This window comes from Nitrosomonas sp. Nm166 (assembly GCF_900112825.1).
Taxonomy (GTDB): Bacteria; Pseudomonadota; Gammaproteobacteria; order Burkholderiales; family Nitrosomonadaceae; genus Nitrosomonas.
This window is the reverse complement of sequence record NZ_FONE01000009.1, coordinates 25,404-42,030: the sequence shown is the minus strand read 5'-3', so window position 1 is coordinate 42,030 and position 16,627 is coordinate 25,404. Positions and strand designations below refer to the sequence as shown.

The window sequence follows — 16,627 nt, the reverse complement described above, 5'->3', positions numbered from 1 at the left end:
ATTTTTACACCAGAATCATTTCAGAAAGCCCTTTACCACCTGGCACCATGGGGAATACATTTTCAGTCTGATCTGTGATAAAGTCCATGAATACCAACTGATCCTTCAGCTTAAACGCTTCCTTTAAAGCATCTTCAACATCCTCAGGCCGTTCAATTTTTATTCCAACATGTCCATAGCTTTCGGCCAGCTTAACAAAATCCGGAAGTGCATTCATGTAAGATTCGGCATAGCGATTACCGTGAAAAAATTCCTGCCATTGTCTAACCATACCCATGTAGCGATTATTCAAATTAACAATCTTCAATGGTAACTTATACTGTTTACAGGTTGATAATTCCTGGATACACATCTGGATACTTGCTTCACCAGTAATGCAGGCCACTTTGCCTTTTGGATTAGCTAGTTGCACCCCCATCGCAGCAGGCATGCCAAATCCCATCGTGCCCAACCCACCCGAATTAATCCAGCGTCGTGGCTTATCAAATTTATAAAACTGAGCAGCCCACATTTGATGTTGCCCTACATCCGAGGTAATAAACGCATCGCCTTTAGTGATATTGAACAGCTTCTCAATAACCATCTGTGGTTTAATAATCTGGCTTTCACGATCAAATTTTAGGCAGTCCCGCTCGCGCCATAAGTCAATCTGCTTCCACCACTCTTTCAATGCAGCTTGATCCGGTTTTTCCTTTTCAGCTTTCAGCAACTTGATGAGTTCCTTCAGCACATCCAGAACATCGCCTACGATGGGCACATCTACCTTCACGCGTTTTGAAATGGATGACGGATCAATATCTATGTGAATAATCTTTCTATTCTCATTAAAAAAATGTTTGGGATTCCCGATCACACGATCATCAAAACGAGCACCTACCGCAACCAGAACATCACAATATTGCATCGCCATGTTAGCTTCATAAGTGCCATGCATACCCAACATACCCAGGGATTGCTTATCCGTTGCAGGATATCCTCCCAACCCCATCAAAGTGTTGGTACAGGGAAAATTCAGCATTTGCGTCAATTCGGTTAATTGTGGTGCAGCATCGCTCAGTATCACTCCGCCGCCCGCATAGACTACCGGGCGTTTGGCGCCGAGTATCAGTTCGGCGGCTTTTTTAATTTGCCTCGTATGGCCTTTGATCACCGGATTATAGGAACGCATCGTTACCTTGTCTGGGTAAGCAAACTTAGTTTTTTGTTGGGTAACGTCTTTGGGGATATCCACCAGCACGGGACCAGGGCGTCCCGTCGAAGCAATATAGAAGGCTTTCTTAATGGTTAACGCCAATTCGGTAACATCTTTCACCAAGAAATTATGTTTAACACAAGGTCGTGTGATACCCACTGTATCAACTTCCTGGAATGCATCTAAACCAATGGCGCTGGTCGGTACCTGTCCACTAATAATAACCAGAGGAATGGAATCCATATAAGCAGTAGCAATACCTGTGACCGCATTAGTCACACCAGGCCCTGAAGTCACCAGGGCCACCCCTACTTTATTGCTGGAACGAGCATAACCATCGGCCGCATGGATTGCTGCTTGTTCATGGCGCACTAAAATATGCCGAACTTTGTCTTGCTTAAATAATTCATCATAAATAAACAGTACTGCACCACCGGGATAGCCGAAAATACACTGCACCCCTTCTTCCTGCAAACAGCGTATTGTAATCTCAGCGCCGGTTAATTCCACACTCATGCTTTTTGCATCCCAATATCAATTTCAACAAGTTATAAAATATTCTAACGGTAACGTTTCACTAGCCGGCCGTCAACTTCCTGTTCCACCTACTGTCAATCCATCAATGCGCAATGTAGGCTGCCCCACCCCAACCGGTACACTCTGACCTTCCTTGCCGCATGTTCCAACTCCGGGGTCAAGTGCCATGTCATTTCCAATCATAGAAACCCGCGTCAGCACATCCGGACCATTACCAATCAAAGTAGCGCCTTTAACAGGGTAGGTGATTTTCCCATCTTCAATCATATAAGCTTCTGCAGCTGAGAAAACAAATTTTCCACTGGTAATATCTACCTGTCCGCCACCAAAATTTGCAGCATATAAACCATGCTTAACTGACGCGATAATTTCTGCTGGACTCTTATCACCATTCAGCATATACGTGTTTGTCATGCGTGGCATGGGTATATGCGCAAAAGATTCACGCCGAGCATTACCAGTAATCGGAGAATTCATTAGCCGAGCATTCAGGCTATCCTGCAGATAACCTTTAAGTATGCCATCTTCTATCAATATCGTACATTGCGTCGGGTTACCTTCGTCATCGATGTTCAGCGATCCGCGCCTTTGCGGAATTGTTCCATCATCAACCACCGTAACACCGGGCGCTGCAACACGCTCACCGACACGCCCTGAAAAAGCAGAACTGCCTTTACGGTTAAAATCCCCTTCCAATCCATGACCGATCGCCTCATGCAACAATATGCCAGGCCAACCACTTCCCAGAACGACCGTCATAGTACCAGCCGGCGCTGGCCGCGCATTCAGATTCACTACTGCCTGATGGACAGCTTTTTCTGCGTAATCTTGCAAAATCTCATCGGTAAAATAAGCATAGCTGAAGCGTCCGCCACCTCCGGCAACACCTTGCTCACGTCGGCCATTTTCTTCAACGATTACTTGTAAAGACAATCGAACCAACGGCCTTACATCAGCCGCAAGCAATCCGTCACTGCGCGTTACCAGTATCACTTCATATTCACCAGCGAGCGATGCCACTACCTGGGTCACCCGCTGATCAAGCTGCCGGGTATAACGCTCAAGTTTTTCTAATAAAGCTACTTTGTCTGCATCCTTAAGACTGGCAATGGGATCTTCCGGCAAATATAGTTGCGTAGGTTGACCAACCACATTACTTTTTATTGCCTGTATTGCTTGCGTACTGCCTTGATGGGCGATTGCCCGTGTTGCTTGGGCCGCTGATACAAGCGCTGGCATGCTGATATCATCAGAATAAGCAAAACCTGTCTTTTCCCCGCTTATGGCACGAACGCCAACTCCCTGCTCAATATTGAAGCTTCCTGATTTGACAATGCCTTCTTCCAGCATCCAGCCTTCAGACCGACTATACTGAAAATAAAGATCTGCGTAGTCAATTTTGTGGGTGAGTATTTGATCCAAGACACGTTGCAATCCGGTCGCATCAATGTTATAGGGCGCTAACAAGCAGCGATCGGCAATCGTATAAAAATCTTTACTTTCTATCATGCATTCAATCGTCATAATATTTGATTTAATCTATGCTCTGCCAGGGCAGGAAACTGTATATATCATAGTTACTTATTGGCTAATTATCGATTCCGCGATCCAGATTCCGCGATCCACAAAGATATTCTCCGGTACAACATGTGACCGGTAGTTTGCACTAACCAGATTTGTCATAAATCTTGGTAAGTAGTTCAATAAATTATGCAGTAGGTTGGAATTCTTAGTTATTGATTTTATGCAGCTCAACAAGCTAGTAAGATTCGATGATCCAGTGCTGGCAAATTTGTTCGCAAGCTGGCCTGATATCCCGGATCAAGAGTAGCAACCACGGCACCAGGACCCCGAGGCAAACGCTCTATCACTACACCCCAAGGGTCTACGATCATGCTATCGCCATTCGTTTCCCGTCCACTCACATGATAGCCGCCCTGTCCTGGCGCTATCACATAGGCCATATTTTCAACCGCCCGCGCGCGCACCAAGACTTCCCAGTGTGCTTTACCAGTAATGGCAGTGAACGCGGCTGGGGCCAGAATAATATCAACTTTATTCATCATACGGAATAACTCCGGAAACCGCAGATCGTAGCATATCGATAATCCAATACGGCCAAATGGGGAATCCACAGTTACTACTTTATTCCCTGCTGTAATGGTTTTCTCCTCGGCATAATACTCATGACCCAGTTGCAAGCCAAACAAATGAATTTTATCGTAACGCGCAACCTGCTCCCCATTATCTGCGTACACCAAACAACTATTATAAACTTTATCCGGCTCCGGCGAAGCTAATGGCACTGACCCACCTACCAGCCATATTCCCAAACGTTTTGCCGTATCACTGAGAAATTTCTGTATCTGCCCATCGCCGGGTTGCTCCCGAACCGCCAATTTATCCGTGTCTTTTATCCCCATAATGCAAAAATACTCAGGCAATACCACAAGCTTGGCTTGCTGGGAAACTGCCTCTTCTATCAAGCGCGCTGCTTCTTCCAGATTTGCAGATACACTTGGACCCGAAGCCATCTGAATGGCAGCGACATGAAAAGCTGCCGATTTTACATTTTCAATCGTTGATCGATTATGTTTAGTAATATCGTTTATCATTTTTTTATACTTTAATTTCAGAATCCTGATAAAGAACTGTTCCTATTCATAGAATTCATCAGTATTATCATTTACCTATGATGAGTATACTCAATAAAACAGAAGCACGCTCAATACCAAGCCAAATTCTAACATTTACGCTCATAACGTTCTATTTTGATTTACGATTGCTCTGGTGTAAGCGAACTAGAATTTACTACTCAATGCTCAATTATGCATAGTGATCCTTCACCTGATGCGATTGTTAGCAGCGCACTGCCTTTTAGCCGCTATGTCCAGCGCATACTGGACAGCGAACCGGCGCGAAAAACAGCCCTGCTGAAAACACTCCACCTTCCCTTCAGAAGAGTTGAAATGCAGGCGTTCCTGGATTCTCAATCCAAACACATCACTCATGAAGAGATTCTGCATAGCGTACTGCGTGATTTGCGCAAGCAGGTCATGCTGCGATTAGCCATTCGTGACCTCAGTCATCAGGCTGATTTATACGAAGTAATGTCCAGTATGACCGAACTTGCTGAAGTTACCATCAATTTTGCACTCCAATACCATGAACATTGGTTAACTCAATCCAATCGGTTTGGGTTACCCAAAGGCGAGCACAGCAATACTACACAGCGCATGCTGGTTGTCGCCATGGGTAAGCTGGGTGGCGGCGAACTCAATGTGTCATCGGATGTCGATCTGATTTTCGTCTATCCGGAAGAGGGCGAAACTGATGGTACCAAATCCATTTCAAATCATGAATTCTTTGCCCGCCTTGGACGTAAACTGATTGCCAGCCTCAATGACTATACGGCCGAGGGTTATGTGTTCCGGGTCGATATGCGGCTGCGTCCACATGGAGAAAATAGTCCTTTGGCAATCAGTTTTCCCATGCTGGAAGAATACTTCGTCAAGCAAGGACGGGAATGGGAACGTCATGCCTGGATCAAAGGCCGGGTAATCGCAGGAGGCTCTGATACTGAAGCTGAATCCATTCTCATGGAACAAATTGTCAGGCCTTTTGTATTCCGCAAGTATCTGGATTTCTGCGCTTATGAAGCGATGCGTCGCTTACATGCGCAATTACGCAAGGAAGTCGAACGCCGCGAAATGCACGATAACATTAAACTAGGTCCCGGCGGCATTCGTGAAATAGAATTTATCACGCAAGTTTTTCAGTTGATCCGCGGCGGCCGCGATGTTGATCTATGCATTCGTCCCACTTTGAGTGTCTTACAACGTTTACAGAAGAAACAGCAGCTTCCGGAGCAAGCCGTCACGGAACTCACGCAGGCTTATCACTTTCTGCGCAAACTGGAACACCGTCTTCAGTATCTCGATGATCAGCAGACACAAACACTACCGTTAAATCCTGCCGATCAGACCCTCATCGCCACCGCCATGGGATTCTCCGATTACGCCAGTTTCATGCAACAGCTGGATATTCATCGCAAGAATGTTACGCGTCAATTTGAGCTCATTTTTGCCACTCCCAGAAAATCACCTACCCATGACATGCTGGCTTATCTGTGGCAGGCTGAAACACAGGACATTTCGCAAACTGAAGCCGCCGCCACTCAACTGAGCACCATGGGATTCACCGAGCCTGCAAAGATTTCCGAACGGTTACGCTTGTTCTATCACAGTACTTTTTATCATCAATTGCCGAAATCCAGTCAACAGCAAATCAATACGCTGATCCCAATGTTGATCGAAGCCGTAGCCGAGCTTCCGCCGGTTGAAATCACACTGGAACGTATGCTGCAGTTGCTGGAAAAAATCAGTTCGCAAACTTCCTACCTGGCGCTTCTGCTGGAACATCCCTACACACTGCAACGGGTCGCAAAACTTGTCAGTATCAGCCAATGGGCCACTGACTATCTAGGACGGCATCCTATTTTACTGGACGAACTGTTACGCCATGATGCGCCGCATCTTGTTCCTGACTGGCATACGCTCAACAATGAGCTCATCTATCTGCTGAACCATGCCAATAGCCCCAAAAATGATGTCATCGAGTGGCAAATGGACGTCTTGCGGCACTTTCAGCATGCTCAAGTATTCCGGTTATTGGTGACCGATCTGGAAGGTTCGTTACTGCTCGAAACACTCAGCGACCATTTGACCGCCTTAGCCGATCTGGTTCTGGACACCGTACTGAACCTGGCCTGGTCCGGTTTGAAAAAACGCCATCGGGAAAAACCTGCCTTTGCCATTATCGGCTATGGCAAACTGGGGGGAAAAGAACTCGGCTATGCTTCGGATCTCGACATGGTTTTTCTGTATGAAGACGATCACCCTGATGCAGCGGAAATTTATACCAAGCTTGGCCAGAGCATCAATGCCTGGCTGACCCGTCATACCTCGGCAGGTTTGCTATATGAAACGGATCTGCGCCTGCGCCCCAATGGTGCCAGCGGTTTACTCGTGAATTCGATGGAAGCTTTTGCACAATACCAACGGGAACAAGCCTGGGTATGGGAGCACCAAGCATTAACCCGGGCGCGTTTTGTCGCAGGTGACAAGCAAGTGGGAGAGGCTTTCGAGAACACGCGCAAAGAAATCCTGTGCCAATCGCGCAATCTCATCGCGCTTAAACAGGATATTTTAAAAATGCGTGAAAAGATGCTCGACGTTCACCCCAATCCAACCGCACTGTTCGACATCAAACACGACCGTGGCGGCATTATCGATGTCGAATTCATCGTGCAATATCTGGTACTGGGCTATGCCTGCCAATACTCCCAATTAACTGGCAATATCGGCAACATCGCTCTACTGAAACTGGCGGGTGAACTGGGACTTATCTCCATCAGCACGGCTGAAAAAGTGCGTTCCGCCTACCGGGAATTCCGGCGCATCCAGCACCGTAAGCGATTAAGTGGCGATACAGATATGACCAGCAGCGCGCCCATCGATGGGCAAGCACAGAAACCTACCCGTATAGAAGGCAATCATTTAAAGGATGATCGCATGGCTGTACTGGCGCTGTGGGAGGAAGTATTTGGTAATTGAGAAAAATAGGGTTTGATTACTGTACAATTCAGGCTAGGCTGAACAATCGATTTCTCACTCAATTCTCATGTTTATCAATCCCAATGAACGGATAAATTCTAATTCCACTATGAAAGCTCTATCTCAACAAATTTGGGCATGATTCCTGCTTAAGATATATTACACACTTGGTGTGTCTTATTTAACCTAAAGGAGAATAACAAATGCAACAAGCACAAAAAGGTTTTACACTCATTGAATTAATGATCGTTGTGGCGATTATTGGTATTTTGGCTGCTGTGGCTGTGCCTGCTTATCAGAACTACACCGTTAAATCTCGATATACTGAAATTGTTAATGCAGCGGCTCCATTTAAGACAGGGGTTGAATTATGTATACAAACCGGTAGTTGTATTGCTAATAATGCTATCGCGGTTCCTGCAACAGGTTCCCGTAATACAGTTGAGGTTCCAAATAATGCTGGTGCTTCAGGAGGAGTAACCTCAGTAACGGTTGACGCTGCTGGTGTAATAACTGCAACACCGGTTGCTCAAAATGGTATAGCTGCAGCTGATACCTATATACTCACTCCAACTATTACCGGCACAGGAGGAGTAACCTGGGGACGGACTGGTGGATGCTCTACACGCGCAGCAGGTTCGATCTGCTAAAAAATTCCCCTACAACAGCTGAATCTAGCCCGCGTAGCCGGCGTAGGCCCGATTAGCATCGCGTAATCGGGCTTTTTTATTACAATCTCCGGCTTTTACTTACAATCCGATTTATTCACATCCCCGCAATACTCTTTTATTTACGGCCGGCTTATCCACATTCCGGCAACACCTCCGCCCGATTACGCGATGCTAATCGGGCCTACCATTCCTACCCATTCTGCCATTCTTGCTATTTCCGTCTCTCCGCCTTCCCGCCATTTCCACCAATCCCGGCCATGACATCACCACCATTCACCGCTTTCCCATCACACATCACCGCCAACCGTGGAATTGGCATCACCGCACCAATCCATTGAATAAATGCCTCTCGCAACATATTGATGGAACGTGGAATATGGCCAATCGGCTACACGCCTGACGTGACCATGCTTGAAAAGGTTCACATGCACATAATCGACATGGCGTTGATAATCGGTATCGTCACGTATCAAATGCTTCCAATAACGCCGTTGCCATATCCCACGCTCTCCCGCCGCTTTGCGTATATTCGACCGATATTCGGTTCTGGGCAATGCACGCGAAAATCCGCTTTTGATCAAACGCCATCGCGTACTGAAATCGGCATCACCCGGCGGCAAAGTCCACACACAATGCAAATGCTCCGGCAAAACCACCCAGGCATCGATTCGAAAAGGATAGCTTTTACGCACCCGTTTCACCGCTTCGCGCAACAAGTTAATTTCGCGCACGAGTAAATCATTATTATGCCGTTGCAGCAGGTTCACCGTGAAGAACCAGGTACCTCCCGGTATGAAAACGCGCCGATAGTTGGACATCTCATCTCTTCCCCTGTCTCGAGACAGTATCGATGTTAGCTATTAGTTCAAATAACAGGCGTCCAGTTAACGCTGCGCTAATCGGACCACGCGGGCTACACTTCAGAGCGCATTACGTCAAAAAGTGACAATTTTGGTCACATCAACGCAAATAAGACAAAAGGAACCACTGGGGTAAATTGTCTGCATTAATTTCTTGTTAAGTACGTGTTTTCCAATAGCCCGGCTTTCTGCTGTTGTGCATCACTGCTACCACAAAGATGGTGTTTTTATTCAGGCGATATATTATCGAGAAAGGAAATTTTCCCAGTAGAAACCTGCGGTAGTCTTTTTTAAATTTTGGCCAGGTATCTGGAAGCTCAGTTATCGTTTGGTATGTCAACCCCAATTCATCCAGAAAGTCATCGCCCAATCCTTCTGCTTGATTTTGATAGCATTCATATGAGGTTTGATCTCAATGGCAACAGCCGGGTGAAAAATAACTTCAGGCATTCCGGCTTTTTACTTCCTTTTTGATTTCCTCCCACGACAAACCATTCACCATGCCGGATTCAAGCTCCAGATAGCGCTTCTCAGCCAGTTCCGCCCATGCCTCATCCACACCAACATCCTGTCCTGATTCCAAGGAAGCAATAAGGCAAGGTGCCAGCAAAGCTTTTTCATCAGCAGTGAGCGCTCTGATACTCTCAATAACTTGCTTAAATGCGGTTGACATATAGAACTCTCACTCTAGGATATTAAATTTTCAAAGTACCAGTATACCCTACTCGCATCGAATACAAACCCAACCCGCTTACTTGATACACACCACCCGCACCTGATGAATATCCGTAATCCCCTGCAATACCTTCTCGATGCCGTCCTGCTTTAATGTTCGCATACCATCGTTCAGTGCCGTCACCAGCATTTCCGCCACTCGGGCGTGCTCCTGGATGTTCTTTTTCAATGCATTACTGGCAGTCATCAGTTCATGCAATGCCACACGGCCGGAAAATCCGCTGCCTGCGCAGTCGTCGCAACCAATCGGTTTATACAGTGTGATCTGGCCCTTGTCATCGCCGTATTGTTTGATCCACTGGTCATGAATTTCTTGATAGGCAGCCTCCGGATTGGCCTTAAACCGCTCAATATTTTTCAACTCTTCACAGTACTCCGTCAATAGCGCTTTGATTTCATGCTTACTGGCCACATACCCTTGCTTACATTTGCACAGGCGTTTAGCCAGCCGCTGCGCCAGAATTCCTAATAATGCATCCGAAAAATTAAAAGGATCCATGCCCATATCCAGCAGACGGATCACGGATTCCGGCGCACTGTTGGTGTGCAGCGTAGCCAAAACCAGATGTCCCGTTAGCGAAGCTTCGATGCCGATACTGGTGGTTTCCTTGTCACGCATCTCGCCAACCATGATGATATCCGGATCTGCGCGCAAAAAAGAGCGCATGATGACCGGAAAGGTCAAACCGGCCTTGACATTGATCTGCACCTGCCGCAGCCCTTTTTGCGTAATTTCAACCGGGTCTTCCGCAGTCCATATTTTGGTGTCTGGGCGATTAAGATATTTCAGGATGGAATGCAGGGTAGTGGTTTTACCCGAACCCGTCGGACCGCACACAAAAAATAATCCGTACGGCTTGCTGATTATTTTTTTCAACGCCTCCAGGTTGTGCAGGGTGAACCCCATTTTCTCCAGCGAAATCGGCTCACCAGCCGACAGAATACGCATGACGACATCTTCCAGGCCGCCTGCCGAAGGAATGGTGGCCACCCGCAACTCAATGTCCAGTGGAAAAAATTTCCTGAATTTAATCTTGCCATCCTGTGGTTTGCGCTTTTCGGAGATATCCATATCGCACATAATCTTGATTCGTGTTACTAACGGATTGCGATAACTGGCCGGAATCTCGATATAAGGCATTAATGAGCCATCCTTGCGAAAACGAATTTTGGTTTTCTCTTTTCCTGAGTAAGGCTCCACATGAATATCAGACACGCCCATTTTATGGGCGTCAATAATGATTTTATTGACCAGCTTAACCAGTTCATTATCTGAAGCCGTTGAAGACTCTTCTATGCCACTACTGGATACCTCTTCAACGTTTTCTCCCTCAAGATTGAAGAGCATTTCATTGATATCACCCGCAGCGATCTCATCCTGGCTACTGCCATAAAATTGCTCAATTGTTGCTGCAAACTCATGCTTGGTAGTAACGGTATAGATAATCTTATGCTTGGGAAAAATCGTGTTAGCAATGCGCTGAGATTTAATTTGCTCAGGATCGAGCGTTAAAATCACTAATCCCTCTTTGGTTTCATCAATTGGCAGCCAGGCACTACTTTCTACATAATCTTTTTTTAAATTTTTGAGCAGATCCATCGGCTTGATGCGATCTTTCTTAAAAGGCTCATAGCGGATATCAAAAAACGAAGAAAGCGCTTTGCCGATAAGTGGCAAGCCAATCTGAAACTCGTCAGTCAGCACATCCTCCAGATCGCACCCTCTTTCCCGCGCCGAGCGCGTGGCTAATTCAAACTCCGCGGCGGAAATCACCGAATCAAAAATCAGGTAGTTATATTTTGACTTCAGCAGTTGGGCAGGTTTCTGATAACGATGCTTAAAGGCAATCGCAAGCATCTGGCAGATTTCAACCATTCCCTTAACGGCGATTGCTGGGAATGGTTGATCATTTTTATGATTAATAACCTGAACCACACCCATTAATTCTTGGGTATCCGCATGCAGAATCGGTGCAACGAGCATCTGCTTAGTTCGATAACCGGTACGCTTATCCACCTTTTGAGAAAAGGTGAGCGATAAATCAATTTTTCTTAATTCGTTTTTATTGTAAACATCTTCGATATTTACTATCACCTTGTTTAAACTCACGTAGCCAGTAATGGTGCTTTTATCCACCGGTACTTTCAAATTCTGCATGGAGTCAAATCCGGCCTTGACTCGAGTAACTAGGAATGCATGATCCTCACTCAGGGTATAAATAATCAATCGCTCTGCATTAAACACAGCACAGAGATCTTTACTGACCTCCAGTATAATCTCATCAATATCACTGGCTGCATGGATTTTACTGATGGCCGATTGCAGACTCTTGGAGAAATTGAGTTCACTATTAACATCCGAAACATTTTTCTGAATCAATGGGGTAATGGCAGCTGTACTCATGAATCAGTCCTCAAGAATTTTTCAAACTCAAATAATTGATTGATTATAAAAATTTTACATAAGAGGGCGCATCCATAAGCCTACCTCAGCAATGTTATTTAACCAATAACACAGGAATGTTTGATAATTGCATCACCTTGCTAGTCACAGATCCCAGTAATAAACCTTGTATGCTTCCTTTTCCACGCGGCCCCATTACGATCTGATCATAGTGCTTCTCCGCAGAAAAACGAACAATCATTTCAGCCGGATCACCGACAGTAATATGATACTGATACGCGATACCTGCCTGGTCGAGTAAATCACGGGCTTTTTGCAGGCTTTTCAAGCCTTCTTCCTGATGGTATTGCTTAATATCTGCCTGATTAATGAATAATGAAACATTTCCATCTAGCGAATGCTGAACATTCAGCAAGTGAATCTCTGGCTTTTCCTTATACCAATCCAGTAAATGGATGAAATCAGTGACTGCTTTATTGGAATTATCTGAACCATCCACTGGTAATAAGATCTTTAGCATGATTTATCCCTAGTCTTAGCTTTTATATGATAAATAGATAAAATTACTGCTTAGGCGGAGTTTTTTCAGCCAGATCGACTACTGGCTTGACCTTGGCCAATTGGCGGGCCGCCAGCATTTTACCCACCACAATTACAATAGACGCCGTAGCGACTGGTGCAACCCAGTGCAGATATTTAGCCTGCGTATTAACCCATTCTTTGGTAACTACATCACTCACCACCATATCACCGGCAATCCATCCCAGTAAACCTGCACCAATTGCAATAGTTACGGGATAGCGATCCATAATTTTCATCACCAGCTGACTCCCCCAAACGATGATGGGCACACTGATCACCAAGCCAAAAATTACTAAACCGATCTCATCCTTGGCAGCACCCGCAATCGCTATCACATTATCCAGACTCATTACCGCATCAGCCACGATAATAGTTTTGATGGCACCTAGTAATGTTGTACTGGCATTGATTTCATGGTCCCCTTCTGATTCAGGTTGCAACAGCTTGATACCGATCCATATCAGCAATGCCGCGCCAACGATCTTCAAATAAGGTATCGTCAGTAGACTCAGTGCAAAAAAAATCATTACTACCCGTAAAGCAATCGCACCAAAGACGCCCCAGAAAATTCCAAGCTTACGTTGCTGTTCGGGCAAGCGTCGACAGGCAAGTGCGATTACAACCGCGTTATCTCCGCCTAATACGATATCAATCGCGATGATTTGCACAACTGCAATCCAGAATTGCGGACTATCAAAAGCCATTTGATTTTTCCTACAAAATTATTATTTCGAAGAGAAATACCATTCTAATTTCAATATTTCTATACTTTATTTGATTCCTATAAATTCCAGCAATTCATCTTTTTGCCGCAGGGTATCGTTATAGCCCAGTGCTATTAAATCTCGACAAAAAGGCGCCTCAAATAGTACATAGCTCAATAAAGTTGCCCCATTAGGTCCCATCGCACCGATAGCCCGGTATAAATAACGCATGATCCATGGCAAGGTATATGCATATTTTTGTGCAATCTCGTTAATGCTCTGGCTGGGTGCTATCATCATCGCTTCGATGGGGCGTAGCGCTATATTTTTTTCTTTAAATGTTTCGTGAGGAATTAGCTTAAGCGTTTCGTTGATGCGCAATAAACGCTCCAGATCAACATCCAGGCTATCGACAAAGATACTATTCAGCGCATGACCTGCAATCTGCGCAAATGGAGGATAACTGGTGGCGCTGACCCGCTTAGGTTCATCAATTACCATTCTGCGTAGACCGATAATCAGTACCTTGTCCGCACCCAAGTGTAGCGCCGGACTGATGGGCGCCAACTGACGCATTGAGCCATCTCCAAAGTACTCACGATTTAATCTAACAGGAGGAAAAATAAAAGGAATCGAGGAAGAAGCCATTAAATGCCTAATTCCAATATCCACTGGAATGCCCAATCTCTGCGCTCTCTTCCAAGGCACCACTTCTTTCGCTGCTTGATAAAATGTAACCGATTGTCCGGAAGTGTACCCCCATGCAGTAAGCCCCAGAGCATACAATGCACCTGTACGGATGGAATATTTAATAGAACGAAACGGAAAACGGCTTTTCAGGAGTGCTTTTAATGGCGAGTTATCCAGTAAGGAAATTGCATTATATCGACCATATTCATTTGATACTAATGACAACAAACAGCGTAGGGTATTATGCATTACGCCTATAAAATCTGATCGATAAACCTGGTTTACATGAAAGTTTGACCAGACGGCTTCAAGTTGACTGACACCTTCTGCAAAATCATTGGCTGAAACCGCAATGCTGGCTGCATTGATTGCGCCTGCAGAAGTTCCACAAATCACCGGAAATGGGTTACGTCTCTTGTCAGGTAAGAGTTCAACAATAGCCCGTAATACGCCTACCTGATAAGCAGCACGAGCGCCACCTCCCGTTAAAACAAGCCCTACCTTAGGTCCGGCCAAAACCTTCTTTTTTTTATACACGAACGATATGCTCTGCTCTCACTTTCTCCAGCGCATCCCGTAAAGTTTCTTCAGGTAAATTATTTAGAGAGTCTGATAAAATCTTCGCTGCTTGACAGGCCGAATCCGGTAATAAAGCACTGTCCAGGCTAGCGATAAAAACTGCAGCAGCACCTGTCGCATCCAGCAGGCATTGACGTTCATCCATTAATATTTCCATTTCTTCCCTTAACATAGAAATCTCTTGTTCTCCCATTGTCGTATTAGGCATACGCTGATTCCTTATCACATTGAAACAGTAAGCAAGCTGTCAAGCAATATCACTATATCAGAACTATAATTCATTTAATTTTTGAACTCTGTACAGTTTGCCACTTTTTCTATCATTTCTAAAATCAATCGTTCAATTATCGACTAATATCATGAGCACTCATTTACCTACTGTATACCCAGAAATCGAGCCCTATCGCCAAGGAACATTATCCCTTGACAAATTACATACGATGTACTGGGAAGAATCAGGTAATCCGTCAGGCATACCTGTCGTATTCCTTCATGGCGGACCCGGAGCTGGCGCAACACCAGCACATAGGCGTTTTTTTGATCCAGCATATTATCGTATTGTCATCTATGATCAAAGAGGTGCTGGACGTTCAACGCCACTCGGCGAGATACGCGACAATACAACGCCGCATTTAATTAATGACCTGGAGCTACTGCGGCGACACTTGAACATCGATCAATGGCTCGTATTTGGCGGCTCATGGGGCAGCACACTGGCTCTTGCGTATGGTGAGGCTCATCCTGAACGCTGTCGTGGTTTTATTCTGCGTGGGATTTTTCTTTGCCGTAAAGAAGAAATTGATTGGTTTCTGTATGGCTTACGAAATTTCTTCCCGGAGGCCTGGCGTGAATTTGTTGCACCACTTTCCGCAGCAGAACGCAATGACATTCTTTCTGCTTATTACCAGCGCTTAATGAATCCAGATCCGGCCATTCACATGCCAGCCGCACGCACCTGGAGCACTTATGAAGGCTCTTGCTCCACATTATTACCCAATCCGACAACAGTCAGTTACTTTGCCAGTGACAGTGTCGCACTGGGGCTTGCACGCATGGAAGCCCATTACTTCAGTCACAATATCTTCTTGCCGGAAAATTCATTACTGGATAACGTGCATAAACTGCACAACATCCCCACCACTATTGTGCAGGGCCGCTACGATGCCGTCTGCCCAATCATCAGTGCTGACGACCTGCATCGCGCATGGCCGCAGGCTGAATACATCATCATTGACGATGCCGGCCACTCCGTATGGGAGCCCGGCATACAGGCGGCACTGATCAGAGCCACCGATCATTTCAAAATACGCAACAATTAAAGATGCAAGCCGCACTCGGTTTTGGGTTTCCCCACCCAGCGACCGCTGCGGCCTTCGCCTTTTACAGTACAGTGCTTGCAACCGATAGAAGAATAACCATCAGCCACTAGCGGGTGAAAGGGTAGCTTATGCTCGAGAATATACGCATCACGTTCTTCGCGCGACACGTCAATCATGGGGTTAAACTTGATAATTCCGCGGCGCTCTTCAAAAATATCCAGCCCTGCACGGTGGTCTGTCTGCCAGCTCATCAGACTCGATACCCAAATATCGTAATTGCATCTGATCGCTTCCAGCGGATTGATTTTGTTAATGGTACAGCAAAAATCCGGGTCGGTTTCGTACAGCTTTTCTTTTTCGCTATATTGATGCTGATAATCATCCGCTTTCAAATCTTCGACTTTCAGATGAAAGAGGCCAATCAAATAATCACGGTATAACAGAGTTTCCGGAAAATGAAATCCCGTATTAATGAAAAAAATGACCTGTTCCGGGCGAATGCGAGAGATGATATGCAGAAAATAAGCAGAGGTCGCCGCAAAGGAAGACGTCACCATGATTTTTTCAGGCTGGAAATCGGTATAAAGCCTGCGCAATCGTGCTTCAAAATCAAGCGGGCGATAGCGGTCATTCAATTCACGGATGGCCTGCACGCTTAAGCCCGCACTGTTACTGACACTTTGACTTGCTGCTGATTCAGACATCGGGCTGCTCACCTTTAAACATGTACTCATCGAAA

The 16,627-nt window shown here is 45.7% G+C and carries 14 protein-coding genes; 3 read left to right on the top strand and 11 right to left on the bottom strand.

What is annotated here, in order from left to right; all coding sequences use genetic code 11:
• Positions 1-4: 4 nt before the first annotated feature.
• From BM021_RS04215 to BM021_RS04205, 3 genes are all read right to left on the bottom strand, one after another.
• The gene (locus BM021_RS04215) at positions 5-1,708 is read right to left on the bottom strand and encodes an acetolactate synthase 3 catalytic subunit (RefSeq protein ID WP_090719202.1); all 1,704 of its coding nucleotides are present in this window, start codon (positions 1,706-1,708) and stop codon (positions 5-7) included.
• A gap of 72 nt (positions 1,709-1,780) precedes the next feature.
• Entirely contained in the window at positions 1,781-3,253 is a 1,473-nt protein-coding gene (gene tldD / locus BM021_RS04210) for a metalloprotease TldD (protein ID WP_090719200.1), read from the bottom strand.
• 227 nt (positions 3,254-3,480) lie between these two features.
• Positions 3,481-4,344 carry a carbon-nitrogen hydrolase family protein gene (locus BM021_RS04205; RefSeq protein ID WP_090719198.1) on the bottom strand — a complete coding sequence of 288 codons (864 nt, stop codon included), beginning with the start codon at positions 4,342-4,344 and terminating at the stop codon, positions 3,481-3,483.
• Positions 4,345-4,557: 213 nt separating this feature from the next.
• On the opposite strand from BM021_RS04205, the gene glnE reads away from it, so the two are divergent.
• Positions 4,558-7,344 carry a bifunctional [glutamate--ammonia ligase]-adenylyl-L-tyrosine phosphorylase/[glutamate--ammonia-ligase] adenylyltransferase gene (gene glnE, locus BM021_RS04200; protein ID WP_090719196.1) on the top strand — a complete coding sequence of 929 codons (2,787 nt, stop codon included), beginning with the start codon at positions 4,558-4,560 and terminating at the stop codon, positions 7,342-7,344.
• 203 nt (positions 7,345-7,547) lie between these two features.
• On the top strand, positions 7,548-7,994 hold the full coding sequence (locus tag BM021_RS04195) for a pilin (protein WP_090719195.1): 447 nt from the start codon (positions 7,548-7,550) through the stop codon (positions 7,992-7,994).
• 308 nt (positions 7,995-8,302) lie between these two features.
• On the opposite strand, the gene BM021_RS04190 is transcribed toward BM021_RS04195, so the two are convergent.
• The 7 genes from BM021_RS04190 to BM021_RS04155 form a co-directional block, all read right to left on the bottom strand.
• Positions 8,303-8,833 (bottom strand): REP-associated tyrosine transposase, encoded by a 531-nt coding sequence (locus BM021_RS04190; RefSeq protein ID WP_090719193.1) that lies wholly within the window; start codon positions 8,831-8,833, stop codon positions 8,303-8,305.
• Between the two features lie 484 nt (positions 8,834-9,317).
• Positions 9,318-9,548: an addiction module protein gene (locus BM021_RS04180; RefSeq protein ID WP_090719191.1), complete on the bottom strand. Its 231-nt coding sequence runs from the start codon at positions 9,546-9,548 to the stop codon at positions 9,318-9,320.
• A gap of 78 nt (positions 9,549-9,626) precedes the next feature.
• A complete protein-coding gene (locus tag BM021_RS04175; protein ID WP_090719189.1) occupies positions 9,627-12,014 on the bottom strand; it encodes a GspE/PulE family protein in 2,388 nt (795 codons plus the stop codon).
• A 94-nt stretch (positions 12,015-12,108) separates the two neighbouring features.
• A complete protein-coding gene (locus BM021_RS04170; protein ID WP_090719187.1) occupies positions 12,109-12,534 on the bottom strand; it encodes a universal stress protein in 426 nt (141 codons plus the stop codon).
• A gap of 43 nt (positions 12,535-12,577) precedes the next feature.
• The gene (locus tag BM021_RS04165) at positions 12,578-13,300 is read right to left on the bottom strand and encodes a TerC family protein (RefSeq protein ID WP_090719185.1); all 723 of its coding nucleotides are present in this window, start codon (positions 13,298-13,300) and stop codon (positions 12,578-12,580) included.
• A 66-nt stretch (positions 13,301-13,366) separates the two neighbouring features.
• Complete coding sequence (locus BM021_RS04160) at positions 13,367-14,527, bottom strand: patatin-like phospholipase family protein (protein WP_090719183.1); 1,161 nt, start codon at positions 14,525-14,527, stop codon at positions 13,367-13,369.
• The gene (locus BM021_RS04155) at positions 14,520-14,777 is read right to left on the bottom strand and encodes a hypothetical protein (protein ID WP_090719181.1); all 258 of its coding nucleotides are present in this window, start codon (positions 14,775-14,777) and stop codon (positions 14,520-14,522) included. Before BM021_RS04155 ends, BM021_RS04160 begins: the two co-directional genes overlap by 8 nt.
• A gap of 151 nt (positions 14,778-14,928) precedes the next feature.
• On the opposite strand from BM021_RS04155, the gene pip reads away from it, so the two are divergent.
• Entirely contained in the window at positions 14,929-15,888 is a 960-nt protein-coding gene (gene pip, locus BM021_RS04150; protein ID WP_090719179.1) for a prolyl aminopeptidase, read from the top strand.
• On the opposite strand, the gene BM021_RS04145 is transcribed toward pip, so the two are convergent.
• Positions 15,885-16,622 (bottom strand): phosphoadenylyl-sulfate reductase, encoded by a 738-nt coding sequence (locus tag BM021_RS04145; RefSeq protein ID WP_256207763.1) that lies wholly within the window; start codon positions 16,620-16,622, stop codon positions 15,885-15,887. The genes pip and BM021_RS04145 overlap by 4 nt on opposite strands.
• Positions 16,623-16,627: the final 5 nt, after the last annotated feature.

Coding starts and splice junctions, on each gene's coding strand:
- BM021_RS04215 (WP_090719202.1), bottom strand. CDS start 1,708: ATGAGTGTGGAATTAACCGGCGCTGAGATTACAATACGCTGTTTGCAG.
- tldD (WP_090719200.1), bottom strand. CDS start 3,253: ATGACGATTGAATGCATGATAGAAAGTAAAGATTTTTATACGATTGCC.
- BM021_RS04205 (WP_090719198.1), bottom strand. CDS start 4,344: ATGATAAACGATATTACTAAACATAATCGATCAACGATTGAAAATGTA.
- glnE (WP_090719196.1), top strand. CDS start 4,558: ATGCATAGTGATCCTTCACCTGATGCGATTGTTAGCAGCGCACTGCCT.
- BM021_RS04195 (WP_090719195.1), top strand. CDS start 7,548: ATGCAACAAGCACAAAAAGGTTTTACACTCATTGAATTAATGATCGTT.
- BM021_RS04190 (WP_090719193.1), bottom strand. CDS start 8,833: ATGTCCAACTATCGGCGCGTTTTCATACCGGGAGGTACCTGGTTCTTC.
- BM021_RS04180 (WP_090719191.1), bottom strand. CDS start 9,548: ATGTCAACCGCATTTAAGCAAGTTATTGAGAGTATCAGAGCGCTCACT.
- BM021_RS04175 (WP_090719189.1), bottom strand. CDS start 12,014: ATGAGTACAGCTGCCATTACCCCATTGATTCAGAAAAATGTTTCGGAT.
- BM021_RS04170 (WP_090719187.1), bottom strand. CDS start 12,534: ATGCTAAAGATCTTATTACCAGTGGATGGTTCAGATAATTCCAATAAA.
- BM021_RS04165 (WP_090719185.1), bottom strand. CDS start 13,300: ATGGCTTTTGATAGTCCGCAATTCTGGATTGCAGTTGTGCAAATCATC.
- BM021_RS04155 (WP_090719181.1), bottom strand. CDS start 14,777: ATGCCTAATACGACAATGGGAGAACAAGAGATTTCTATGTTAAGGGAA.
- pip (WP_090719179.1), top strand. CDS start 14,929: ATGAGCACTCATTTACCTACTGTATACCCAGAAATCGAGCCCTATCGC.
- BM021_RS04145 (WP_256207763.1), bottom strand. CDS start 16,622: ATGAGTACATGTTTAAAGGTGAGCAGCCCGATGTCTGAATCAGCAGCA.